Genomic DNA, 25,424 nt, shown 5'->3' on the forward strand with positions numbered 1-25,424 from the left:
TCTAAACCTTCTATAATTGTTCGCATCTATACTTAAACCGTAGTAGATGATTTATTTTTGGAGGGGATAAAAAATGTCAGTCAGTCTGGAACAAATCGATATGTTAAAAGAAAGGGCCAATATTAGCTATGCAGAGGCCAAGGAAGCATTGGAAAAATGCAATAACGATATTGTGGAGGCTCTGATTGCTCTCGAAAAAGAAAACAAGGTAAAGGCTTATAAGGTAGAGACAATGGAAAGCGAATCCAAATACTGGACTGCGGCGAAAAAGCTTTTGAAGGCAACGGGTAAACTCATTAAAAAGGGCAATGAAACTAAGTTTGTGGTTAAAAAAGCCGAAAAAACAGTGGTTGACCTGCCTGTGAACGCTGTTGTTTTGACCACGGTGATTGCGCCGCCTATTGCGGTTCTCGGCGTTGCAGGCGCATTAGTCACTAATCACAAGATTAAGTTTATTAAACCTGATGGAGAAGATGCGAGCATCAATAAGACCATTGACAAAATTTCAAAAGCCGTAACCAATGTGGGTAATCAGGTGGCTGAAACCATTAACAGTTAATTTACAATAGGAACAGAAAAATAGTTTTTTAAAAGGGTTATTAATTAAATCTGAATATGTTGTCTATCAATGAGGGCAAGATGTTGTTTTGCTCTCATTTTAATTTACATTGCTACCTGACCCTTTGCAATGTAAAATATAATTGAACAAGGAAGTTACCTTGATTTAAAGGAGTTACTGAAGGACATGGCCGGTGAAAAAATATTAATAATTGAGGACGAAGTAAAGATAGCCCGTTTTTTGGAATTGGAACTGAAATACGAAGGGTATATGGTTGAACAGGAGAATGACGGCAGAAGCGGCCTGGAAAGAGCTACTGGGGGTAAATTTGATTTAATAATTCTGGATGTAATGCTTCCCTCTCTCAATGGTATGGAGGTGTTGAGACGTTTACGGCAGGTTTCCGAAACGCCGGTCATAATGCTCACTGCTAAGGACGAGGTAACGGATAAGGTCATGGGGCTTGACATCGGCGCCGATGACTATATGACCAAACCTTTTGCTATTGAAGAGTTGCTGGCCCGGATCAGGGCGGTCCTTAAAAGAAGGAAACCGGCCAATCACAAAAGAGATATAATTACCGCGGGAGACTTAAAAGTAAACCTGGAACAGCATTCAGTGTGTTTTAATAAAGAACCGGTGGACCTTACGAAAAAAGAATACGACCTGTTATGTTATCTGGTTCAAAATAAAAATATGGTCCTCACAAGGGATAAAATTCTGGAAACGGTATGGGGTTACGATTATTACGGTGATACCAATGTGGTGGATGTGTATATAAGGTACTTACGAAGCAAAATAGATGACAGGTTTAATACTAAGCTTATCCATACTGTAAGGGGAGTAGGTTATATAATTAAAGATGAATAATAGAAGACGCTTTGGAAAGCTCATTAAATTAATAACCTCCCTAGTTGTCCACAGCCTGAAAATAACTACCACCTTTGGTTTTTACTTGTTAGGCAAAATTTTTAAGGGTATTGGAAAACGGCTGAAGTTCTCTATCACATTTAAAACTGCTACTATCTACACCTTAATATTTTCTACAGTACTTTTCGTTTTCAGTTTAATAATTGTCTCTGCATTTACCGGATTTCTTTTTCACGAGTCCAAGAGCTCCCTTGATAAAAGCGCCAGGTTCACAGAGGCTTCTATTAATGATAACCTGGATATACCTGAAGAACAGATTAAACGGTACGCTGATGTTGAAGGCGTAAGTATTACTATTTTTAACAGTCAACGGGATGTTATTTATACCACTGAGCAGGACCCTGATAATGTGACTTTTAATGAAGCCAGGGATCTTTCCGGAATAACGGTTAACTTTGATCAAATCAGCTTAAACAAAGAGGTTAAAATAGGGGGTAACCCCTATTTTCTTCAGGTTTCGCGCTCTATAGCCAGGGAAGTATTTTATATGACCATACTACTGGCTTGTATATTGGCGAGTTTTATGTTGGCTATCCTGTTGACAGTAATCGTAGGGTCAAGGACCCTTCGAAGAATGCTAAGGCCTATTGATAATATGATAAACACCGCCAGATCTATTTCTGCCCAGGACCTGGACACCCGCCTAAATGTGGTAAACTCCCATGACGAACTTAAGGAACTGGCCGAAACCTTTAATGAAATGCTGGACAGGATTCAGGCTTCTTATGAGCAGCAAAACCGGTTTGTTTCTGACGCTTCCCATGAATTGCGGACCCCTATTTCAGTTATACAAGGCTATGCAAACCTGTTAAACCGTTGGGGCAAAGACGATAAAGCAGTACTGGAAGAATCTATAAGCGCCATCAAAAATGAAGCGGATAATATGAAGGACTTGGTGGAAAAACTACTGTTTTTGGCCCGGGCTGATAAAAATACGCAAAACGTTGTCAAGACATCTTTCTTTTTAAACGAATTGGTGGAAGAAGTGCTTAAGGAAACCAGATTAATTGATACCGAACACACAATTACCTGTGCTACCAATGAAGTTGTCAATGTTATTGCCGACAGGGGTCTTATTAAACAGGCCTTGAGAATATTTTTGGACAACAGCCTTAAATTTACCCCGCCTAACGGAACAATCAGTGTCAATAGTTATTTAAAAGATAAAAGAGTAAAACTTGTTATAGAAGATAACGGTATAGGTATTCCAGAAGAGGATTTACCTTATATATTTGACCGTTTTTATAAATGTGACAAATCAAGAACCAGGGAAAGCGGAGGCGCCGGTTTAGGATTATCCATAGCTAAATGGATCATAGAAAAGCATAATGGTGCCATTGATGTGGAAAGTGCCGTTGGTAAGGGAACCAAAGTCATTATTACCATGCCGCTTCAATAAAACTGCCCGGTTTTACGTTGCCCAAAACCATAATGCATATTTTAACAGTTGACATTTTATTTTATTTAATAAATAATTTAGTATATAAAACATTTAGTTAGTAAAAAATGAGGTGGCAAAAAATATAATGGATGAAAAAAACTATCTCGCCCAGGAATTGGCCCGTACCATTGCCCAATTTAAGCGGCTGGGCCGCCCGCCTGGTTCTTCGCATGGAATCAGGCCAAGTGAGTTCATGTTACTGGTTACTCTGACACAGTGCCCGGGCGCTGATTCCGAAGGGCTCAAGGTATCTGATCTAAGTGCACGGATGCAGATTACTCCGGCCGGTGTTACGCACATGATTAATGCTTTGGAGGATGGTGGATATGTGGAGCGCCTGGCGGACCCCACCGATAGGCGGGTTGTTTTGGTGAAACCGACAGCCAGGGCAAAACAGTTTATCGAAGATATGAACGCGAAATTTCTTGAGGATTTAAAAGGCCTGGTCGGTTTTTTGGGCGAGCAGGACAGCAAGGAACTGATCAGGCTTCTGTCTTTGGCGCTAACTTATTTTAAAGAAAGGCGAGAACGAAATGCAGAATAATTCTAAACGCAAGATTTTACTTATCGGATTGTTTTTGGGTATGTTTTTTTCTTCCCTGGACCAAACCATTGTCGGAACGGCTATGCCCAGGATTATCGGTGAATTGGGCGGCTTGAGCATTATGACCTGGGTGACTACCGCATATATGTTAAGTTCTACAACTATTGTGCCCATTGCCGGCAAGCTGGCTGACCTCTTTGGCCGCCGGTGGGTGTATGTTTCCGGGCTCTCCATATTTATGCTGGGTTCCGCCCTATGCGGAACCAGCCAGAACATGACCCAGCTTATAATTTTCCGGGGACTGCAGGGTATCGGCGGGGGTATTATGATGCCCATGGCCATGACTATTGTCGGGGACGTCTTCCCGCCTGACAAGCGTGGCAAATGGCAGGGTGTCATGGGAGCTATATTTGGGCTTTCATCTATAGTGGGGCCGACAATCGGCGGCTGGATAGTTGATAACAGTTCCTGGCAGTGGGTATTTTACATCAACCTGCCCGTGGGTATACTTGCCGCCATTACTATATTTATTGGACTGGTTGGCGAAAAACGCCTGAAAGACAATGTGGTTATCGATTACGCGGGGGCAGCAACCCTTGTAATAGGTGTTGTCAGTCTTCTACTGGCTTTAAGCCTTGGCGGAAAAGACTTTCCCTGGGGTTCATGGCAGATTATCGGTTTGTTCGGTATCTCCTTTGTGTTTTTGCTGGCCTTTATACGGGTGGAAAGAAAAGCGGAAGAACCTATTCTGAGTTTGGATTTGTTCAGAAACAGGGTTTTTACGGTAACCAATATTATTGGCTTTTTAATGGGGTTAGGAATGTTCGGGTCGATTATGTTCCTGCCGTTGTTCCTGCAGGGGGTAATCGGGGTTAGCGCCACAAGTTCCGGTAACACAATGATTCCCATGATGTTTTCCATGATGTTGACCAGTATTCTGGGCGGGCAACTGATAACTAAAGTACCTTTTCGTTCCATGTTTGTCGCCGGGATGTGTTTCATGGCTGCTGCTTTTTACCTGCTAAGCACGATGACAGTGCACACAACTCAACTGGTGGCAATTTCATATATTGTTGTGCTGGGTGTTGGGATTGGCCTGATTATGCCGACTCTGACCATTGCGGTACAAAATGCCTTTCCACCGGAGCAGCGTGGTGTAGTTACTTCTTCAAGCCAGTTTTTCCGCAGCATTGGCGGTACCCTTGGGGTGACAATATTGGGAGTTGTTATGAATAACCGATCCATCGCTCTGCTCCAAAAAGATTTCTTTCCTATAATTCGGAGCATTCCGGGATTACAGGCGGGACCTGTGGGAAGCATATTGGCCAGGGCCCGGTCTAATCCTCAGGGCTTATTTAATGTACTATTGAGTCCGGAGACCCTGCAAAGGATTCCCGGGCAACTGCAGCAGGTTTTGCTCCCAACTCTTAAAACTGCGTTGGCCCAATCTCTCCATACGGTTTTCCTGGTGGCTATGGGTATAGCCCTTGCGGGAATAGTGATGAGCCTGTTGGTGGGTAATGAAAAAATAGAGAAAAAAGAGACCGGCGAGGCCATGGGAAGAGGAACGGAAAATAAAACCGCTGATGGACGAGTTTATTAACCTTGCTTTGAATCAGCATGGTTTACTTCCGATTGCTGTAATTTGGTACACAATTGAACATCAATCGGATGAAGAATGCCGTCTTTGGCAAAGGAAATTTGCCCTGTTTCTTCGGAAACAACTATTACCAGGGCATCGGTTCGCTCGCTGAGGCCCAGAGCAGCACGGTGGCGGGTTCCAATTTTATGCCTTTCACTGGTATATTTTTGGGCAGATAACGGCAGGACACATCCCGCCGCAACAATCTGCCCTTTTCTAATGATTACCGCGCCGTCGTGTAAAGGGTTGCCGGGATAGAAAATTGACTGCAGCAGGGGTGCGGAAATCTTGGCCCCGATGAGAATTCCGGTCATGCTGCAGGTACCGATCAGGGAATCGAGCATGTCATTTTTTTCCACTACTATTAATGCTCCGTGGCCCTTCTCAGATAAGGAGGCCACGGCTTTGGCTATCTCGTCCAGTTCTTCCACGTAGGGCATTAACGATGACTGAAAGTGGTAATAAGAAATCAGGCCTTCCAGTTTACCGGCTGACTCCCTAATACTCTTTATTTCACAAAGCATACAGCCCTGCTGTCCATTCATTATTTTCATAACCTCTTCAACCCGCTGCCGGATTTCCTCTAATTTTTTCCGGAGATCTTTCCGTAAATTGGTTTGTAATTGGCATTGTTCCATTTAAAATCCCCACTCAGATTTAAATCTATGCTCTTATAGTATTACACCAATTATTTGGCGATATTTACGCCATTTTAAAAATAATCTTTAGGGAAGAAGAGCAGAGCAATTTATACCCGCCTGGGGTAATTTGACTTAGTTATGGTTTAGGTGAATTTAAAACAAAAAAATTTCCTTTTGAAGCAAAAACTGATTCAGAGTTATTTGTTCTTGTTATACTAAACTAAAAGTCAAGTGAAAGACCTTTTTACGGAAATTTCTTTTTAATGGAGATGTCTACAATGTTCACATTAGCGCCTTCGAATGACGGAAAGGAAATTAAGTCTGACCCTAAATTGTTTTACTTACATGAATTTGCGTTACTGCTCTACTCCAACCATGACATCAGGCGGCTGCTGCGTTACGGCGCGGAGAAGATTCAGGAGATTATGGGTTCTGACGGCTGTCATATCCTTTTGACAAAGCAGGACGGGGAAAAATTTAAATTGGAGACAGCAATACATTGTGATAAAAAACCTTTTCCTGTCGGAGTAGATGAGACCAAGGGTATCAGCGGATTAACATTTAAAACAAAGCAAATAATTATAGTAACCAATGCCGAGCAGGACTCCAGGGTTACTAAAAAAATGCAGCAGCATTTCGGTCCCAAATCCCTGATTTCGGTGCCTATATTGGTAAGGGAACGGGTCATAGGGGTATTGTTGGTATACAGCCAGTATCCAAGCCAGTATACTTACCGTGATGGAGAATTTTTAATGATGCTGGGCAATCATCTGGGTTTGGCGGTAGAGAAAGCAAGTTTGATTAGGAGTTTGGAGGAAGCAGCGATTTTAGATCCTTTAACAGGCGCTTATAATTACCGCTTTTTCAGGAGCGAATTGGAATGCCTCGTTAAAGACCAGGCGGACAAGCCTCTTTCATTGATAATGCTTGACCTGAATTGTTTTAAACAAGTGAATGATACTTATGGTCATCTTGCCGGAGATTACATATTAAAGGAAATTGCCTCTCTTTTTAAAAGAAATGTTCGCAACAATGATATTGTCTTCCGTAACGGCGGCGATGAGTTTGCCATTATTCTGCCTGGAGCTGATGAGGAAGAAACAAAAAGAATCGCGGCAAGAATTGAACAGGCGGTGGCCCAACATACCTTTGTTTATGGTAGGCGCCATATCAAAATTTCCGTATCCTGGGGTGCCATAACAACCCGCTGCCGCAGCCAAAATCATATCAACAAAATTATATCTATTGTAGATAAAAGGTTATACGAAATGAAAAGAAAGACCCACTGCCGTATCAGTTAAATTATAAACAGCCAAATTACCGGTTTGGTGGAACCCCGCTGGCCTTTTGGTTCTTCCGGTAATTTAGCTGTTTTTTCCACTATGGGCGATCACCTCTGGCCATGATCAGATGAGCCGCTTTTTCCTGCGATTTGGCAGCGGATTCCGCGGCTTGGTGTATCAGTTTGCGTAAGGTGGAATCCATGATCTCCGTTTCCATTAAAGAATAAGCTAGCACTGCCATTCTGGTATCCTTTTCGTAATCCTGCAGCATATCCATATCGGAAAAATTCATGGTTCAATCACTCCTCGGTCATACTTTCATAATATTTTTGCAGGGTGTGTTTTGCTTTGTATAACATATCTGCTTCATCCTGGAAAAATTGCGCTATTTGCTGATCAGAGCAATTTCCTGCATAAAATTCACATTTGCGGGCAGCAACCTCAGTTTCACTGATTATTTTGGTAAGATAGGCGCCTTCTTTTATTCTTTGCGTGGTGGTCGGGTCAAGTTCCCTGACTTTGGGCTGCATGTTGTTGATTGCTTTAAACAGGTTCAGCAGCATAAAGTAGCCTCCTTTTTTTATATTTTTTAATTAATTTGTTCTTTTTTCTGCAAAATTATGAATTTATTTACCTAAAAATCTACATGCATTAATGCAGATAATATGTCAAAACTATATAATAAATATTGCATAATTAAGGTAATAAAAAATGCCGTGATTGTGTAATAATATTGACATAATATATGTTATATAATATAATTTTGAAATGACAGAAAATATACGCGATATAAAGGAGGTGTGCTAATTGGTTGCTCACGTTTCTTCGAACGAAGGGGTATACCAGATCAGTATTGCGGCTCACCTCGCCGGTGTCAACATGAGAACGTTAAGGCAGTGGGAAGAAGCCGGTCTCATTAAGCCAAGCAGAACACAGGGTAACACGAGGCTTTATTCATCTGATGATATTGATATAATTAAAAGAATCAAATTCTTGGTGGAAGAAAAGGGTGTTAACTTACCGGGAGTTAAATTAATTATCCAGTTGGAGGATAAATACGGCAGAGATATCACCGGTTCAGTGAAATAACAGAAGGCGAGTACAGGGCAATAAATAAATAAAGAATAAATTGGCTATGATAAAAAAGTACTTTGCGTGTTTTGGAAAAGTCTCCCTAAATTAATTTCTGAGCAGGAAATTATTTTGGGTACTTTTGCAAAAACTTCAGCAGATGACTTTTTTAACGGGAGACAATGTCTCCCGTTTTTCTTTTTTAGGCCATTATGTTTTCATATAAGGAGGGGTTTTAATGCGTATTGCTCAACTGCACTGGGCCTTTCCGCCCATCATAGGCGGGGTTGAAAGCCATTTGGCCATGTTGGGACCGGCGTTGATAAACAGCAGCTGCCAGGTCTGTTTATTGACCGGCTCGGTCCCAGGGGGCAAGGATGAAGAATGGTACGAGGGAATGTACATAAAAAGAACTCCTTTAATGGACCTTAATAGTTTGTCGCCGGAAAAAATAAGCAGGCAAAGACACGAGATCAGGCAGGAAATAGAGGGGTTTATTGACCGGGTTCAACCTGATATTATTCATGCTCACAACATGCACTATTTTAGCCCCGAACACGCCGATATCCTCTATGAAATAAAGCAGGAACGGGGCATACCTCTGGTTTTGACAGCGCATAACGTCTGGGCTGACGAAGACAAAACCTGGCAGGAAATGAATAAAAGAGCCCATTACTGGGATACCGTTATTGCGGTAAGCGACTACATAAAACGTGAGTTGACTCGCGTGGGTTACGACAGCAGTAAAATTACAACTGTTCATCATGGTATAGATTTAGCAAGGTTTAAGCCGGTTACAGAAGAAGACCTGGAGAAAATAAAAGAGATCTATCCCGAGTTTGAAGGACGGCGGGTAATTTTTCACCCGGCGCGGATGAGTCTGGATAAGGGGTGCCATATAAGCGTAGAAGCCCTGAATATTATAAGAAAAGAATTCCCCAATGTATTGCTTGTATTGGCGGGAACCGGAAAAACCGTGGACTGGGGAGCACACCAGCAAAGACATGTGCAGAAAATAATGAATCAAGTAGAAGAACTTGGTCTTGGTAACAATGTTTTCATCAGGTTCTTTGCCTGGGATGACATGCCCCTGGTCTATAAGGCGGCCGAGTTTTGTGTTTATCCATCCTGTTTTGAAGAACCTTTTGGCCTGGTGATGCTCGAAAGTATGGCCAGTGAAAAACCAATTGTTGTTAGCCGGGCAGGGGGAATGCCCGAGGTAATCCAAAGCCGGGTTAACGGCTTTGTGGTAGAAATGGCCAATGCAAAGGAACTGGCGGACAGGTGCTGTGAACTTCTCCGCAACCCCGGCTTGTGCCGGCAGATGGGCAAGCAGGGCAGGAGGATGGTCGAGGAACGCTGGACTAAAGAGATTATGACCAGAGCTACTTTAGAAATTTACAAAAAGGCGGTCCGGACATATACAGGTGAATCTGTCAAAAATACTAGAACTGCGTAGGGAGACAATTTGTCGATGCAGATTAATAATGCGCAAGATGAATTCAGGATAGTGCCGGGTGATATCCGGGGTAGTGTGGAAGTTCTGAAGGAAGGCCGCATGTTTATAAATACCTTGCCCGGTGGAGAAATACCCTTCCGGGACATGGGGGGATTAGGGTTTTATTATGTGGACACCCGATTTTTAAATTGTCTCGAATTAACGGTCAACGGGACAAAACCTGTTTTTTTATCAAGGACTTTAAGGGACAGCCATTTTGCCCAGGTAGAGATGACCAATAAAGAATTTACCAGTTGTGGCCGGGTCGTCCCCTTGCAGACTATTCATATCCGGCTTTTGCGGCTGGTTAAAGACGGGTTCTACCAGCGTCTGCGGGTAATAAACTTTAATCAATACCCGGTGGAGCTGACGCTGCAGTTTAAACTGGGCGCCGATTTTGCGGATATTTTCGAAGTGAGGGGAATGCCCCGTTCTTCCAGGGGCATTATCGCCAAACCGGTAATTTTCAAAAAAAGTGTTTTAATTGGCTATCTTGGTCAGGACAATCTACGGCGTACGACAAGAATAAGTTTTTCTCCTCAACCCACGGTTATAACCGGGGAAAATAACCTTGTTCATGTCAGTTACCACCTCGTCCTGGAGCCGAAGAAAAAATATTACATTTATTTGAAAGTTACACCGATCATAGGCTCCAGCGCTGCAGGTTTAACAACCCAGAGTGATTTGGGTTTTGCCAGGGCTGCCGAATACCTGGCCGATGCATACCGGACCTGGAAAGATGAATGTATTAAGGTCATGTCAGACAATGAAAGGTTTGACCATATGCTGCGGGTAGCCATTACAGACCTGCGGGCTTTAAGCGCCAAATATCCGGAAGGAACTGTTCTTGAGGCGGGTATTCCCTGGTATGCTGCGCCTTTCGGCCGGGATGCGCTGATTACCGGCTGGCAAACCCTGCTGGTGAATCCTGTATTAGCCAGAGAAACACTCTGCTTTATGGCCAGGTTCCAGGGGCAAGAGGTGAACAGTTGGAGAGATGAGCAACCGGGCAAGATTATGCACGAAATGCGCTTTGGGGAAATGGCCCGGGCAGGAGAGGTACCCCATACCCCTTATTACGGTTCCGTTGATTCTACCCTGTGGTTTATCATTTTACTGGCAGAGTATGTTAAATGGGCCGGGGATACAGAATTTTTCGTTAAAATGTCCGGGTCATTGGCTAAAGCGCTGGAGTGGTGTGAGAAGTTTGGTGATCTGGACGGCGATGGCTATATAGAATACCGGTGCAGGTCGGACAAAGGTCTTGTCAATCAGGGATGGAAGGATTCCTGGGATGGCGTCATTGACCCCCAAGGGGAGATACCCGACGGCCCCATAGCCCTGGTAGAGGTGCAGGGGTATTACTATAAAGCATTGCAAGATGCGGCTGAATTATATGAACTGACGGGAAATCAGGCAAAGGCGCGGGAATTGAAAGACAAAGCCAGGGCATTGAGAAGTAATTTTTTGCGTGACTTCTGGTTAGAGAGTAAAGGATTTTTGGCTTATGCTCTTGACGGTCAAAAAAGGACTGTGGAAACAATAGTTTCTAATCCCGGCCAATGCCTTTTTACGGGAATATTGCCAGCGGACAAAGCTCGCCTGGTTGTGAGCAGGTTGATGGGTCCGGACCTTTTTTCCGGCTGGGGCATCCGTACTATGAGCAATCAGGAAACCGCTTACAACCCGATGAGTTACCACAACGGATCTATTTGGCCCCATGATAATGCCATTATTGGTTTGGGAATGAAATTAGCCGGAGAGGTGGCGCCGCTGTTGCGCCTGGTAGAAACCCTTTTTGAAGCGGCTCAGTATTTTGACCACATGCGGCTGCCTGAACTTTTCTGCGGGTTTACCCGCGAAAAGAACCTTAGCCCGGTTAAATACCCCATCGCCTGCGATCCACAGGCGTGGTCAATCGGTAGTATATTTCTACTGCTGCGGGCCCTGTTGGGTATAGAATGTCGCGGCAACTATATATACGTGCGCAATCCTCAGCTCCCGGGCTTCTTACATACCCTCCGCATGGAAAATATCAGGGCGGGAGACGGTAATGCGGCATTGGAATTTACAAAAAGGCAGGATAAGACATACTGTAGTGTTCTTGGCACGAAGGGAGATGTGAAGGTAGTTTTTGAGTAGGAGGTGAAGAAATGGGTTTTATAAAACCTCTTGCTGTGAAATTCAATGGGCAACTGGTGGTTGTCTCTAATCGGGGAGCCTGTACCTTTAGGGAAACTTCCCAGGGAGTTAAAGGCATACCTTCGGTCAGTGGTCTGGTCTCCGCTTTGGAACCTGTTGTGGCCAGGGAAGGCGGCGTCTGGGTAGCCTGGGGCGGCAGGTTCGGCAATGAGGGCGACGAAACAGGTATTTCCTGCCCGCTGCCTGAAGGTGATCCAAAATATGTGTTTCAGGAAGTAATGCTGGCACCCCGGGAAGTGGATTTGTATTATAACGGATTTGCCAACAGTTGTTTGTGGCCCTTGTGCCATAACTTTATTGAAAAATCCGTGTTTGAAGAACAATACTGGCAAGCATATTGCCAGGTCAACGAAAAATATGCCCGGGTTATTTTAAAGACCACCAAGCCCCAGGATTTTATATGGATTCATGATTACCACCTGGCCAAGGTCCCGAGTTATATCCGCCGGTTCCGGACCCGGGCCAGAATATCCCTATTTTGGCATATTCCTTTTCCACCTGCGGAGATATTTGCTGTTATGCCCTGGGCGAAGGAATACATCAGCGATATGCTGGATGCTGAATTAGTCGGTTTTCATACCCAAAATTACGCGCAGAACTTCCTCCAGGCCGCCGAAGAAATTGCCGGAGCAAAAGTCGATTATGTATCGGGAACAATTTACCGCGAAAGGAAAAGGACAAAAGTAGTTGCTTTGCCTATCGGTATCAACTGGCGGGAATTTGAAAGTCTGGCGGGTTCGGCGGAAGTAATGCAAAGGGCTGCCCAAATCAGGCGGTTGGTTGGCGGGGACTACATGCTGGTCGGCGTTGACCGTCTGGATTATACCAAGGGCATCCTGGAGCGGCTGCAGGCCCTGGCCTGGCTTTATAAAAATTATCCCCAATATCGGGATAAACTAACCTTTGTCCAGATTGCTGTACCCAGCAGAACCGATACATACGCCTACCAGGAACTGAGACGGAAAATAGAAGAAACCGTGGGCCGGATTAACGGTGATTTTACCGAAAATTATCATGTGCCGGTCAGGTATCTTTTTAAATCTTTGAGCAAAGAAGAGTTGGTTGCCCATTATCTGGCGGCGGACATGGCCCTGGTTACACCGGTTAAAGATGGCCTTAACCTGGTAGCTAAAGAATATGTTGTAACCAATGCGAATAATACGGGTGTGCTGCTGTTAAGCCCTTTCGCCGGGGCGGCCCAACAGTTGAAGGAGGCCCTACAGGCGAACCCCTTCAGCCCGCGGGAAACAGCAGAGCAAATAATAGCCGGGCTGGAGATGCCCGATGCCGAGAAAAAACGGAGGTTAAAGGCCCTAAACAATGTTGTCAGGAACCAGGATATTGATTGGTGGTGGGAACAGTTACGGTTAAATTGGTTGGGCGATGTTTTGCAGAGCCGATATGTTTCCCCGTCGGATAAGGTTCCGGAGGTGTTGCGGCATGAATCAGTTATCGGCTTGGCGGGAAGGGACACCGGAGTTTTTGGCAGCTCTGGTTTTATCTCATCCTAAGTTATTACTTATGACGGATTACGACGGTACTTTGGTACCCATCAGAGAAAGGCCGGAAATTGCGCTGCCCGGACCGGGTCTGTTGAAGGTACTAAAACGATTGGCCCAAAAATCAAGGGTAAAAGTTGCGATTATTAGCGGTCGGGATTTGGAAGAGTTGAACATGATGCTGCCTGTTGCCGGGATTTATTTGGCCGGTTGCCACGGAGCGGAAATAGTGGGACCAGGCGATGAAAAAATAAAAACCTTCGATGATACGGAACTGGACGGGGTTTTAGATGAGATTTATAGCCGGTTATTAAGTTTTACCGCGGGCAAACAAGGTTTTTTGGCAGAAAGGAAAAAAACAGCCGTGGCTTTGCATTATCGACTGGCCGACCCGGCAATAGCCTTAAAGGTAGTTGGAGACTTTGTGGCGGCGGTCAGGCCGTTGGTTAATGAAAAGGAACTGGAATTTCTGGCCGGTAAAAAGGTAATAGAGGTCAGGCCAAAAGCAGTCAATAAAGGGGAGGCGGTAAGTTGCCTGATGAACCTTTACCCTGACTTCTACCCCGTGTACCTTGGGGATGACACTACTGACGAGGATGCATTTAAAGCCGTCAGGAACAACGGTTTAGGAATATTGGTTGCCGGAGAAAAGAAATTTACTGCTGCCGAACAATGGTTGCGGGGATCGCAGGATGTACTCAGGTTCATGCAAATAATCGCAGCGAGGTGTTAAAAGTGGTTTCTTTGCTTTATTACTCCTGTATACCTGTATGATTGGTTTGTCGTGTTGAATGAGTTATCATAAATAACTTTCTGTGTTATTTTTGGCAGTTTAAATTCTTTGTGGGAAAGGAGCTGATGGATAGAATGAAAAAGATCCGGAAAGCGGTTATTCCTGCAGGGGGGTGGGGTACCAGGTGCCTTCCGGCTTCCAAGGCCATCCCGAAAGAAATGCTGCCCATTGTGGATAAACCGGCTATTCATTACGTTGTTGAAGAAGCCGTTGCGGCTGGCATAACCGATATCCTGATTATAACGGGACGGAATAAAGATTGTATTGCGGATTATTTTGACCGCAATTTGGAATTGGAAACCTTCCTGGAAATTAAGGGGAAAAACGAATTGCTACAGAAAGTCCGGCACCCCGCTGGCCTGGTAAATATTTATTATACCCGGCAGAAGGAACCAAAGGGTCTGGGCCATGCGGTGTCTTTAGCCAGGGAATTTGTGGGACGCGAACCCTTTGCCGTCCTGCTACCCGATGATTTAATTGATACCAAGGTGCCCTGTTTGAAGCAGATGGTTGATATGTATGAAAGGCGGCCCGGCACAACCGTTGCAGTAATGGAAGTTCCCCGTGAAGAAGTAAAAAATTACGGTATTATCAAACCGGTACGCCTGACGGCCAATGTCTTTGTCATTAGGGACCTGGTGGAAAAGCCGGCTGTAAACAAAGCACCGTCAAACTTGGCTATTGTAGGGCGGTACATAATTGAGCCAGAGGTTTTTGCATGCCTTGATAAAGTCGAACCGGGGGCCGGCGGTGAGATACAGTTGACCGATGCCTTGAGAATGCTGTTAGAAAAAGATGAATTGTATGCCTATAAATTTTTCGGGAACCGGTATGATGTTGGCAATATTGCCGGCTTTGTCCGGGCCAACATCCAACTGGGGTTAAATCACCCTGAATTTGGTTCCGTTATTGAAAAAGAAATCATGGGTATTCTGGATAACAGATTAAAGGTAGGCTAAATTAAGTCCAAATTACCGGTTAACGGCTCAGGCCCGGAACGATTGATATGACTGTCTGCGTTGTTTCAATCGTTCCGGGCCTTATCGCCTAGCGGTAATTTGGACTTTATATTATATCTGGACTTGCGCCCTTAGTTTGCCTGTTTACTTTTCCCTCTGTGGTCCTTCTGTGCTCTCTGCGCCCTCTGTGGTAAAATGTTTTTAAGCCTTATGCATAAATTCAAAAATGAAGGGAGATTTGGGCCATGCAAATTGATCTGGCTAAAATGATTGACCATACCATATTAAAACCAAATATTACTGATGACCGGGTGAGGCAGGTTTGCGACGAAGCTAAAAAATTTGGTTTTGCTTCTGTATGTGTAAACCCGTGTTATCTCCCTATGGTCAGTGAGCTTTTGCGGGGCAGTGGGATAAAAGCATGTACAGTAATTGGTTTCCCGTTGGGAGCCAACACAACCGAAACAAAAATATATGAGGCTGAAAAGGCGGTAGGTCTTGGCGCCAATGAGCTTGATTATGTTTTAAATATCAGTGATGTTTTGAATGGAAGATACACTTCGGTAAGGGAGGAAATGGAACGGTTTGTGGAGCTACGTTCCAGGCATGAAGGGCAAATCGTTATTAAAGTTATCCTGGAAACCTGTTACTTGACTAATGAGCAGATTATCCGGGTTTGTCAACTGGCCCGTCTGACAGGTCTGGATTTTGTAAAAACATCCACAGGTTTTGGTGCTGGAGGCGCAACGGTTGAGCATGTCAGGCTGATGCGGGAAATAGTGGGTCCGGAGTTGGGAGTAAAAGCTTCCGGCGGGATAAAAACTTACGAAGATGCCGCAGCCATGGTCAAAGCCGGGGCCAACCGCATAGGCGCAAGCAATAGCGTGGCTATAGTGTCCAAAACTTAACAATAAAGTAAAAAGTCGAAAAACGTCGATATAGGGCAGATTTTTGTTGACAAGCCCGCGCAGCCTAAAATATACTTAGATTATACATATACAGTGGGGTGAACCAACATTTTACCAACAAATCACAGTAAGGGGGAAGCAAAAATTGAAGAAAAAACTTGCGACCGTATTATCTTTAATCCTATTGGTTTCTTTCGTTTTTACCGGTTGCAGCGGCAATAAGGCTAGCAGTGGGAATGGCTCCAATGATTCTAGTGTTATCAAAATCGGTGTTCTGGAACCGATGACCGGGGCTAATGCTGCCGGCGGAGCGTTAGAGGTAGAGGGTATCAAACTGGCTAACAAGCTGTATCCCACTGTCTTGGGCAAAAAAGTGGAACTGGTAATTGTAGACAACAAGTCGGACAAAGTAGAGTCTGCCAGCGCTGCTTCCAGGTTGGTGGAAAATGAAAAAGTATCAGCAATCATCGGTAGTTGGGGAAGTTCGTTAAGTATGGCTGCCGGGGACGTAGTAAAGAATGCTCAGGTTCCCGCTGTGGCTGCTACTGCTACCAACCCGCTGGTTACGCAGGGTAATGATTATTACTTCCGGGTTTGTTTTATCGACCCGTTCCAGGGTAAAGTTATGGCTAACTATGCTTATAATAAGCTAAAGGCCAAAAAAGTGGCCATCATTCAGGAGGTTTCCAACGATTACTCCGTGGGCCTGGCTAAATTTTTCACAGATGCCTTCAAGGAACTGACCGGTGACGAAAATGCCATTGTTGCTGTGTCCAATTATAACACAGGGGACCAGGATTTTACCGCTCAACTGACCAATATCAAGGCAAAGAACCCCGATGTAATTTTTGCGCCCGGTAACTTTACCGAGTCTGCCCTGATTATCAAGCAGGCCAGGCAATTGGGTATCAAAGCTCCGTTTATCGGTGGCGATACCTGGGAAACTCCAGAGTTTATTGATATTGGTAAGGAAGCGGTAGAAGGCGCTACCTTCTCAACCTTCTTCACTTCCGAAAAACCAATTACCAAGGAATCTGAAAAATTCCTGGCCGAATACAAAAAAGAATATGGGGATAAAGAACCGTCTGCTGCTGCCGCCCTGGGTTACGATGCTTACATCCTGATTCTAGATGCTATTAAGAAGGCAGGGTCACCTGATCCTGTAAAGATCAGGGATGAACTGGCCAAGACAAAAGATTTCCCTGGCGCTGCAGGAGTAATTACCCTGGACGAAAACAGGAACGCAATTAAGGATGCGGTTATCAAAGAAGTCAAAGGCGGTAAATTTACTTACCTCAATGTTGTTGGAGCAAATTAAATAAAGCAAAAAATGATACGCTTCGTTGGGAAGCGTATCTTAATGTTCAGGGAATATATCAACAAAAGTTTCCTTGTGGCTTTGATAAAGACCTTTGTTTTTAATGAATACTTTGAGGTGGTTATTAAATGAGCTTGGGCACATTCTTGCAGCACCTGGCCAACGGAATTTCCCTTGGCAGTTTATATGCTCTGGTAGCAATTGGTTATACAATGGTTTACGGTATCTTAAGGCTAATAAATTTTGCCCATGGCGATATTTTTATGATGGGGACTTATTTTGCCTTTTACGGAATTGCCGTATTTACTCTTCCCTGGTACCTTTCGTTCCTCCTGGCCATTGTCCTGACAGGGATTCTGGGCATGATGCTGGAGGCAGGGGCATACAGGCCCCTGCGGGATGCCCCTAAGATATCAATACTTATATCGGCTATCGGTGCCTCCTTCTTGCTTGAGAACCTGGCCGTGGTGATTTTTGGCGGTAGGCCAAAGGCTTTTCCAACTCCCCGGGTTCTTACTGATGTTGTCCACATAGGAAGCATTTCAATACAAAACCTGACTTTTGTTATCCCTGTTGTCACTATTGGGCTCTTGCTTGCTCTTCTGTATTTGGTTCACAACACTAAAGCCGGTATGGCCATGAGGGCTGTGGCAAAGGATTATGAGACCGCAGCCATTATGGGGGTCAACGTGAACAAGGTAATATCTCTTACTTTCTGTATTGGTTCCATGTTGGCTGCTGTCGGCGGTATCATGTGGGGGTTGAAGTTTCCCCAAATTATTCCCCTTTTAGGAGTAATGCCCGGCCTAAAGGCCTTTATTGCAGCGGTTATAGGGGGCATAGGGGACATAAAGGGAGCTGTGATAGGCGGCTTTGTATTAGGAATTGGTGAAATCATGCTGGTAGCTTTTCTTCCCGAACTTACCGGGTACAGGGATGCCTTTGCCTTTGTTTTGCTTATTCTAATACTTCTGTTCAGGCCTACCGGTATTCTGGGCGAAAAAATAGCGGAGAAGGTGTAGAACTTTGAAGAAGCGGGATTTGATTTTGACCCTTGTATCGTTAATATTGTTATTTGTCTTTGTTTATTTTGCTGATGCTTACCTCGACTCCTATAAAGTTCGTATCCTGAATCTCTGTGCCATTTATGTCATTCTTGCCCTGAGCATGAACTTGGTTAACGGGTTTACCGGCTTGTTTTCTCTGGGTCACGCCGGCTTCATGGCTGTGGGTGCATATACTACTGCCCTTTTGACTATGCCGCCATTGGTAAAAGCGCAGAATTTTTTTATGGCGCCTTTAATTAAGCCTTTGGATTCCATTACCTTACCGTTTTTACCGGCGCTTTTGATTGCCGGCGTTTTATCGGCACTGGTCGGTTTTTTAATTGGCGCTCCGGCGCTGAGGCTGAAAGGGGATTATTTGGCTATAGCTACGCTTGGATTTGCTGAAATAATCAGGGTTATATTTACCAATACCCAAAGCCTCACTAACGGTGCGTTGGGCTTAAAAGGCATTCCGGTAACCACTAACCTTTGGTGGAGTTTCGGTATTGCCGTTATCACCGTTATCCTTATCGGCTCCCTGATTAACAGCAGTTTCGGAAGAGCGTTGAAAGCCATCAGAGAAGATGAAATTGCCGCGGAAAGTATGGGTATTAACATCTTCAGGCATAAAGTTTTATCTTTTACCATAGGAGCTTTCTTTGCCGGCATTGGCGGCGGTTTGTTAGGCAATTTGCTGGGAACGGTTGACCCGCTGATGTTCAGGTTTCTTCTCACCTTTAACATACTCCTGATTATCATTCTTGGAGGTATGGGCAGTATAACCGGTAGCATAATTTCCGCTTTTATTATTACCATTGCCGGTGAAGCTTTGCGGTTTCTCGATGAATCGATTACTATAGGCAGCCTTTACATCCCGGGAATTCCTGGTCTACGGATGGTAGTTTTTTCAGCCCTGTTAATGGTCGTAGTGTTGTTCTTCCGGCAGGGAATTATGGGCACCAATGAGTTTACCTGGGATAAACTTTTCGACAGGCTGCAAAAGAAACCGGCGGCCGGGGGAGGGAGCAATTAGATGGAAGTGCTGCGGACAGAACATGCGACTATGCAGTTTGGCGGTTTGACGGCCGTGAATGATTTCAACCTGTGCCTGAACCAGGGTGAAATAGTTGCTCTCATTGGCCCCAACGGCGCCGGAAAAACAACTGCCTTCAACATGATTACGGGTGTCTATAAACCCACGCAGGGCGCTATATTTTTTAAAGATGAAAACATTACAGGTATGCGGCCCGACCAGATAACAAAACTGGGCATTGCCCGGACTTTTCAGAACATAAGACTTTTTAAAGATCTGAGTGTAATGGACAATGTCCTTATAGCCAATCACCTGCATATCAGGTCGAACTTTTTAGAGGCTGTTTTTAGATTTCCGCGGTATAGACGGGAAGAGAAAGAAATGCGGAAAAAATCTATTGCCTTACTGGAAAAGACCGGACTTGTAAATGTGCAAAATGAAAAAGCCAGTTCCCTTCCTTACGGCATGCAAAGAAAGCTGGAGATAGCGCGGGCTCTGGCCACTGATCCGGAGATACTTTTGTTGGATGAACCGGCGGCCGGTATGAACCCCAGGGAAACTGAGGATTTAACCCATTTCATCAGGGAAATTCAGAAGGAATTTGGCTTAACCATATTTATGATTGAGCATCACATGGAAGTAGTGATGGGAATTTCGGACCGCATTTACGTTTTAGATTATGGTGTTACCATAGCTGAGGGGGCGCCAAGCGAAATTCAGAATAACCGGAAAGTTATAGAAGCATACCTGGGGGTGGCTGAGAATGCTTAAAATAGAGAACCTGGTTGTTGCGTACGGTGGAATTGAAGCATTAAAAGGAGTCACCCTGGAGGTTGAGGAAGGCAGAATTGTTACCCTGGTAGGGGCTAATGGCGCCGGAAAAAGCACGCTGCTCAGGACTATAATAGGGCATGTAAAACCGAAGAGCGGAACTATTACCTATAACGGAGTAGACCTTCTTGCTAAGAAACCCTATGAAATGGTTAATTACGGCATAACGTTGGTGCCGGAAGGACGGCGGGTATTTCCGAACCTGTCTGTTTTGGAAAACTTAAAGTTGGGCGCTTACTCAAGAAAAGATCACAGGGAAATTGAAAAAGACCTGGATTGGATATATAGTCTGTTCCCCAGGCTTAAGGAACGACTGTGGCAGTCAGCCGGCACTTTGTCCGGTGGGGAACAGCAAATGTTAGCCGTGGGGCGGGCCCTTATGTCCCGGCCCAAGGTCCTGATGATGGACGAACCGTCCTTAGGGCTTGCGCCTCTGGTGGTTAAAGACATCTTTAACATAATCAGGGAAATTCACAGGCAGGGAGTTACCATTTTGTTAATTGAACAAAATGCCAACGCGGCCCTGCATATTGCAGACGTCGGATATGTTATTGAGACGGGACGAATAACCATGCAAGGAACGGGTAAAGAACTGCTGGCCAATGACGAGATTAAGAAAGCTTATCTGGGCCAGAGCGTGAAAAAGTGATAATTTGCTGTTATTCATTTTCTCTGTTTATTTTTAGGCGTTTTTGGAATGTATTGTAATTTTCTATTATTTCCGGCCTGGTTTTTAGAAAGTTAACAAAAGTAGCCAGGTGTTCCAATGTCTGTGAGCTAACAGTGTGTTCAATCTTTTCGGTTTCTTCAAGGACGCCCTTTTTTAGGCCCAGCAGCCTTAGAAAATTTTCTATCGTCTTGTGGCGTTCCAATAACGTATTGCCGATTTGCTGCCCTTGTTTGGTAGGGGTAATGATACCGTATTTTTCGTAATTTATCAGTCCTATGTCGGCCAGTTTTTGTACCATCTTGGTAGCGGAAGGGGGCTGGACGTTAAGGGCCGTTGCCAAGGCGTTAACCCGTGTATATCCTTTGTCCCGGGACAGTCGGCAGATCATCTCCAGGTAGTCTTCCATGGAAGCCGTTAATTGGGAGTCTGCCTGTTTCATATACTCCCGGAAGGTATAAAACTCGTTGTCCAACTAAACCACCTACTTAAAGAATAAAAGGTTTTTACCATTATATGCAGTGGAGTGGAAAATAGCAGTCATCCCAAAAAGCTCCTTTAACAGGAAGGAGCTTTTTTTTATACGTTGCCGGAGAAAGTAAGGTAAAGCAGGATGACGTTAAGGACTACAATTATGGCCGTTATAATCCACCCGACAATATTGGTCAGCGGTTTATTGACCAAAGCGCCCATAATATCCCGGCGACTTGTCATCAACATGAGGGGTATGATTGCGGCCGGTAAGGCAAAGCTTAATATAACCTGACTGATCACCAGCGCTTTCATGGGGTTAATACCCAGTCCGATAATGACCATGGCCGGGAACATAGTTATAAACCGGCGAATAAACAGTGGTATACGCAGCCCGACAAAGCCGTTCATAATAGTCTGGCCGGCCATAGTTCCTACTGCCGATGATGAAAGGCCTGACGCCAACAGGGCAATGCCAAAAGCTCCCGCGGATAACGACCCAAGCAATGGCGCCAGTGACCGGTGAGCTTGCTGAATCGTGACCACTTGTATGCCCTTGGTATGAAAAACGGCGGCAGAGACTACCACCATAGCCGCATTCACAAGAAAAACGATATTCATGGCCAGCATGATGTCGGTGCATTCCAATCTGAAGTGCTCAAGCTTTTGCTCGTCAGTATCGGGGGTTCTGCGGCACTGGACCAGTTGGGAATGGAGATAAATAACATGCGGCATTACCGTTGCGCCCAGCATACCTGTGGCTACCAGCACTGCCTCACTGTTCGGCAGTGAAGGCAAAATCATATGTACTCCTACGGCCGGCCAATTAGGTTTGGCCAAAAAAAGTTCTATGCCGTAAGCAGTGCAGATAACTGCTACAAGGCTTGCAATAACAGCTTCAATTACGCGCTGGCCGTATTTTTCAAGACTTATGATAATAAAGGTAAATACACCGGTCAGCATGCCCGCATACACGAGAGGTATTTTAAGTAACAGAAATAATCCCAAAGCTCCACCCAGGAATTCCGCTAAATCGGTGGCCATCGCCGCCAATTCTGCAACTACCCAGAGAAACCAGTTAGTTTTCCTGGAAAATACCCGGGCACACATTGCAGGAAGGTTTTTTCCTGTAGCGATCCCTAATTTTGCCGAGATGGTTTGCAGGAAGATAGCCATAAGGTTGCTCCAAAGGATGACCCATAAAAGGTTGTAATTAAATTTGGAGCCACCGCTTATATTAGTGGCAAAGTTTCCCGGGTCGATATAAGCAACACTGACGACAAAAGCCGGTCCCAGGAACTTAAGCAGTTGTTTAATGCGGTTGATAATTTGATAAGACTCATGAGGCGTGGTATGTTCTGTCAGTTGACCTGAACGGGAAGTCAGGTCATGTGTAACCGCCGTTTCTACGTTTGCTTGCCCGGACGACAATAATTTTACACCCCCTTTGGGCTTGCAGGCAGTATTCAGGTTTTAATTTTTAGCTGCCCCTAAGTTTTTTAACTAATCTAAACTATGATGCGTAAGGGTAAATGGTTACACCCGGGTCAAATTTCCGGACCGAAGAGGATTTACGCAGTAAAAAATATAATTTATAGTGGAACATTTTTCCGTTAATTACGTCATAAATTAGGGAAGAATTTGAAAGGGGGATTGTGATGAAAAGGAGTTTAGCGTTTAGTATGATGCTTGTAATGTTGGTGACCTTATTGTTTCCTCTGCAGGCGGGAGCGGCCTACGACAAGGAACTGGAACAGGCAATCAGTACTGCCAAATCTGTTTTTAACATTGCCAAGGGATATGATACCTTCAATTACAACATTAACAAGCAAAATGACAGGACTGTATTTAACCTCAACTGGCGCGACAGTAAAAACAGGTTGGGCGAAATCGGCGTAACCATTGATTCCCACGGAAAAATTACCAGCTACTATTCCTTTAAGCCATTCACGGACAGAAACAGGCAAAAACTGCCCAAGATCAGTAAGAGCAACGCTCTGCGGATTGCCGGCGACTTTATCCGCAAGGTGGCTCCTTTTGCGGGGAACAAGGTCATATATGTGGATAATAATGAGCCCATGAACATTAACGAAGGAAGTTACCGGTTTTTGTACCAGAGGGTGGAAAACGGCGTGCCTTTTCCCGAAGATAATATAAATATTCAAGTGGACGGCATGACGGGGGAAATACAGAATTATTACTGTAACTGGCATGATGATTTGGCGTTCCCGGATGCCGGGGACGTTATACCTTTGCAAAAAGCCCAGGAGGAGTTTGCCAACAGGCTGGGTTTGAAATTGGTTTATAAGTTAACTTTTGGCCCCGGGGAAAGAAAACCTTATCTGGTGTACACCACTGTATATAACGACCGGTTTATTGACGCCAAAACAGGGGGCATAACGACGGGGAATAACTATTATGGCTATTATTGGGGCATGGAAAAAGAAAAAATGGTCGGAGGGATGGCCAGCTACGCGGAGGGGAAACCCGTATCCCTTACCCCTCAGGAACAGGAAGCTGTGCAAGGTGCTGCCAACCTGATGGACCAGAGTAAAGCCGAGGAGACGGCAAGAAGGCTTTTACAGATTGACGGTTCGTTCAAGCTGAATCACATCAGCCTGTACAATGATTGGCAGAATAAAGAAGAATACATATGGACGATGGATTTTGGTAGAGAGGCCAATGGAGCCGGACAATACACGGGCATCAGTGTTTCTGTTGATGCTAAAACCGGTGATATAACCCAGTTTTATAAGTTTTCACCTGAGACAGATAAGCCTGTGAGGTACACCGGAGAACAGGCGCTTAAAATTGCGGAAGATTTCATTAAGTCCATGCAGCCGGCAAAGGCGAAAGGAGTTGAACGGACTACCTGGGGTGAACCTTTTGTTGAGCCGGTAAGTGGAAGTGAACCGCCGAGGCAGTATGATTTTTCCTTCACCAGGAAGGTACAGGAGGCATTTTTTATCGGAAACGGTTTTAACGTGACGGTAGATGTCACCACGGGAGAAGTGATCAATTACAGCTTTAACTGGTATAAAAAAGAACTTTCCGTTGGTGAAGATGTACTTTCTGCCGAAAAGGCCCATGAGCTCCTGTTCAACAGCGTCGGCCTTCAACTGCAGTACATTTCTGTTTACTCACCGGAGAATAGAGAAAAACTGTGGCCCACGCCTATTGAAAACAGAAAGCCGGACATCAAACTTGTATATGCTCTCAAACCCGGTAAACCGGTAAATATTGATGCGTATACAGGGAAACTGCTTAATTACGACGGCCAGCCCTATACCGGGGACAAAATAGCACAGTACACCGATATTAAGGGACATTGGGCTGAAAACCAGATTAAGGTCCTGGCCGAATACGGAATTTCTTTACCGGGTAATCAATTAAAGCCGGCGCAAAGGATAAAACAAAGGGAGTTTCTCTATCTTCTGCTGAAAGCGACAAACCCGTACCTGTCTGTGGATCTTAATGACTCCAAAAACGATGATAATCTTTATAATGCGCTTATTAGCGGAGGAATTGTAAAAGACGGTGAAAGACTGCCTGATTCCTTTGTGACTAGACAGGATGCTGTGAAATTCGTTGTACGGGCCCTGAATTTTGACAGGGTGGCTGAGGTGAAGAAAAAAATATTTGCCTTGCCTTTTAAAGATGCGCAGCAAATAAAACCTGAACTGTACGGTTACATGGCAGTTGCTTACGGGCTTGATATAATTGGCGGGAACGGCGGGAATTGTTATCCTACGGCTGCCTTGACCCGGGCCCAGGCGTTTAGCCTGGTTTACAATTACCTCAATGTAGATTAATAATCTTTATCTCAAATAGGAATTAGTAATCTCCCGGGTCAAATGTGCATTAATTACCTTCTGATTTTTCCGAAGAATAAACAATGGGGAACGGTTGCCACCGTTCCCTGTTTGCTGTTTGTCCATTCTGTTCATATTTGTCTGAAAGACAAAAATACTGTCAGAAATAAAGGGAACTGATTTATCTGTATCGAATAATATGCTTAATAATTGAGCCGGCTGTTCCATTTAAAGGCAATTATACCATAGCTTGTGAAAAAAAGGCCTAAATGTTGG

24 protein-coding genes are annotated in these 25,424 nt (G+C 44.7%); 19 read left to right on the plus strand and 5 right to left on the minus strand.

Annotated elements, in window-relative coordinates; all coding sequences use genetic code 11:
• Positions 1 to 73: 73 nt before the first annotated feature.
• From ACSNJE_RS10080 to ACSNJE_RS10100, 5 genes are all read left to right on the plus strand, one after another.
• Positions 74 to 559 (plus strand): DUF4342 domain-containing protein, encoded by a 486-nt coding sequence (locus tag ACSNJE_RS10080; protein WP_474773548.1) that lies wholly within the window; start codon positions 74 to 76, stop codon positions 557 to 559.
• 186 nt (positions 560 to 745) lie between these two features.
• Positions 746 to 1,429 (plus strand): response regulator transcription factor, encoded by a 684-nt coding sequence (locus tag ACSNJE_RS10085; protein ID WP_052217428.1) that lies wholly within the window; start codon positions 746 to 748, stop codon positions 1,427 to 1,429.
• Positions 1,422 to 2,888, plus strand: a complete 1,467-nt coding sequence (locus tag ACSNJE_RS10090; RefSeq protein ID WP_474773547.1) for a sensor histidine kinase — start codon at positions 1,422 to 1,424, stop codon at positions 2,886 to 2,888. The genes ACSNJE_RS10085 and ACSNJE_RS10090 overlap by 8 nt, the downstream gene beginning before the upstream one ends.
• A 127-nt stretch (positions 2,889 to 3,015) precedes the next feature.
• The gene (locus ACSNJE_RS10095) at positions 3,016 to 3,474 is read left to right on the plus strand and encodes a MarR family winged helix-turn-helix transcriptional regulator (protein WP_052217424.1); all 459 of its coding nucleotides are present in this window, start codon (positions 3,016 to 3,018) and stop codon (positions 3,472 to 3,474) included.
• A complete protein-coding gene (locus ACSNJE_RS10100) occupies positions 3,464 to 5,077 on the plus strand; it encodes an MDR family MFS transporter (protein WP_052217422.1) in 1,614 nt (537 codons plus the stop codon). Before ACSNJE_RS10095 ends, ACSNJE_RS10100 begins: the two co-directional genes overlap by 11 nt.
• Here the strand turns inward: ACSNJE_RS10100 and cdaS are convergent.
• The gene (cdaS, locus tag ACSNJE_RS10105; RefSeq protein WP_495252600.1) at positions 5,074 to 5,754 is read right to left on the minus strand and encodes a sporulation-specific diadenylate cyclase CdaS; all 681 of its coding nucleotides are present in this window, start codon (positions 5,752 to 5,754) and stop codon (positions 5,074 to 5,076) included. The genes ACSNJE_RS10100 and cdaS overlap by 4 nt on opposite strands.
• Positions 5,755 to 6,035: 281 nt before the next feature.
• Here cdaS and ACSNJE_RS10110 point away from each other — a divergent pair, with 281 nt between their 5' ends.
• Complete coding sequence (locus ACSNJE_RS10110) at positions 6,036 to 7,058, plus strand: sensor domain-containing diguanylate cyclase (RefSeq protein ID WP_052217417.1); 1,023 nt, start codon at positions 6,036 to 6,038, stop codon at positions 7,056 to 7,058.
• Positions 7,059 to 7,137: 79 nt separating this feature from the next.
• On the opposite strand, the gene ACSNJE_RS10115 is transcribed toward ACSNJE_RS10110, so the two are convergent.
• Both ACSNJE_RS10115 and ACSNJE_RS10120 read right to left on the minus strand, forming a co-directional pair.
• A complete protein-coding gene (locus ACSNJE_RS10115; protein WP_013121505.1) occupies positions 7,138 to 7,332 on the minus strand; it encodes a hypothetical protein in 195 nt (64 codons plus the stop codon).
• Positions 7,333 to 7,339: 7 nt separating this feature from the next.
• Entirely contained in the window at positions 7,340 to 7,603 is a 264-nt protein-coding gene (locus tag ACSNJE_RS10120; protein WP_052217415.1) for a hypothetical protein, read from the minus strand.
• 244 nt (positions 7,604 to 7,847) lie between these two features.
• Between ACSNJE_RS10120 and ACSNJE_RS10125 the strand changes: the two genes are divergently transcribed.
• The 12 genes from ACSNJE_RS10125 to ACSNJE_RS10180 all read left to right on the plus strand — a co-directional run bounded on the left by ACSNJE_RS10125 (position 7,848) and on the right by ACSNJE_RS10180 (position 20,847).
• A complete protein-coding gene (locus ACSNJE_RS10125; protein WP_052217413.1) occupies positions 7,848 to 8,129 on the plus strand; it encodes a MerR family transcriptional regulator in 282 nt (93 codons plus the stop codon).
• A gap of 220 nt (positions 8,130 to 8,349) precedes the next feature.
• Positions 8,350 to 9,570 (plus strand): glycosyltransferase family 4 protein, encoded by a 1,221-nt coding sequence (locus tag ACSNJE_RS10130; protein ID WP_052217409.1) that lies wholly within the window; start codon positions 8,350 to 8,352, stop codon positions 9,568 to 9,570.
• 15 nt (positions 9,571 to 9,585) lie between these two features.
• Positions 9,586 to 11,751, plus strand: coding sequence for an amylo-alpha-1,6-glucosidase (locus tag ACSNJE_RS10135; protein WP_495252601.1), 2,166 nt, complete (start codon positions 9,586 to 9,588; stop codon positions 11,749 to 11,751).
• 11 nt (positions 11,752 to 11,762) lie between these two features.
• On the plus strand, positions 11,763 to 13,322 hold the full coding sequence (locus tag ACSNJE_RS10140; protein ID WP_495252602.1) for an alpha,alpha-trehalose-phosphate synthase (UDP-forming): 1,560 nt from the start codon (positions 11,763 to 11,765) through the stop codon (positions 13,320 to 13,322).
• Complete coding sequence (gene otsB / locus ACSNJE_RS10145; RefSeq protein ID WP_474773542.1) at positions 13,252 to 14,043, plus strand: trehalose-phosphatase; 792 nt, start codon at positions 13,252 to 13,254, stop codon at positions 14,041 to 14,043. The genes ACSNJE_RS10140 and otsB overlap by 71 nt, the downstream gene beginning before the upstream one ends.
• Positions 14,044 to 14,177: 134 nt before the next feature.
• On the plus strand, positions 14,178 to 15,062 hold the full coding sequence (gene galU, locus ACSNJE_RS10150) for a UTP--glucose-1-phosphate uridylyltransferase GalU (RefSeq protein WP_052217400.1): 885 nt from the start codon (positions 14,178 to 14,180) through the stop codon (positions 15,060 to 15,062).
• A gap of 245 nt (positions 15,063 to 15,307) precedes the next feature.
• Positions 15,308 to 15,970, plus strand: coding sequence for a deoxyribose-phosphate aldolase (gene deoC / locus ACSNJE_RS10155; protein WP_200901014.1), 663 nt, complete (start codon positions 15,308 to 15,310; stop codon positions 15,968 to 15,970).
• Positions 15,971 to 16,115: 145 nt separating this feature from the next.
• Positions 16,116 to 17,288, plus strand: a complete 1,173-nt coding sequence (locus ACSNJE_RS10160) for an ABC transporter substrate-binding protein (RefSeq protein ID WP_052217399.1) — start codon at positions 16,116 to 16,118, stop codon at positions 17,286 to 17,288.
• A 128-nt stretch (positions 17,289 to 17,416) separates the two neighbouring features.
• A complete protein-coding gene (locus ACSNJE_RS10165; protein ID WP_474773541.1) occupies positions 17,417 to 18,310 on the plus strand; it encodes a branched-chain amino acid ABC transporter permease in 894 nt (297 codons plus the stop codon).
• A 4-nt stretch (positions 18,311 to 18,314) separates the two neighbouring features.
• Complete coding sequence (locus tag ACSNJE_RS10170) at positions 18,315 to 19,367, plus strand: branched-chain amino acid ABC transporter permease (protein WP_474773540.1); 1,053 nt, start codon at positions 18,315 to 18,317, stop codon at positions 19,365 to 19,367.
• Positions 19,368 to 20,138, plus strand: coding sequence for an ABC transporter ATP-binding protein (locus tag ACSNJE_RS10175; protein WP_052217397.1), 771 nt, complete (start codon positions 19,368 to 19,370; stop codon positions 20,136 to 20,138).
• Entirely contained in the window at positions 20,131 to 20,847 is a 717-nt protein-coding gene (locus tag ACSNJE_RS10180) for an ABC transporter ATP-binding protein (RefSeq protein WP_052217396.1), read from the plus strand. The genes ACSNJE_RS10175 and ACSNJE_RS10180 overlap by 8 nt, the downstream gene beginning before the upstream one ends.
• Before the next feature lie 10 nt (positions 20,848 to 20,857).
• Here the strand turns inward: ACSNJE_RS10180 and ACSNJE_RS10185 are convergent, their stop codons facing one another.
• Both ACSNJE_RS10185 and ACSNJE_RS10190 read right to left on the minus strand, forming a co-directional pair.
• Entirely contained in the window at positions 20,858 to 21,340 is a 483-nt protein-coding gene (locus ACSNJE_RS10185) for a metal-dependent transcriptional regulator (protein WP_474773539.1), read from the minus strand.
• A 104-nt stretch (positions 21,341 to 21,444) separates the two neighbouring features.
• On the minus strand, positions 21,445 to 22,767 hold the full coding sequence (locus ACSNJE_RS10190; RefSeq protein ID WP_495252603.1) for an Nramp family divalent metal transporter: 1,323 nt from the start codon (positions 22,765 to 22,767) through the stop codon (positions 21,445 to 21,447).
• Between the two features lie 227 nt (positions 22,768 to 22,994).
• Here ACSNJE_RS10190 and ACSNJE_RS10195 point away from each other — a divergent pair, with 227 nt between their 5' ends.
• Complete coding sequence (locus ACSNJE_RS10195) at positions 22,995 to 25,148, plus strand: S-layer homology domain-containing protein (protein ID WP_495252604.1); 2,154 nt, start codon at positions 22,995 to 22,997, stop codon at positions 25,146 to 25,148.
• Positions 25,149 to 25,424: the final 276 nt, after the last annotated feature.

Source organism: Thermincola sp. GK-1 (assembly GCF_059412445.1).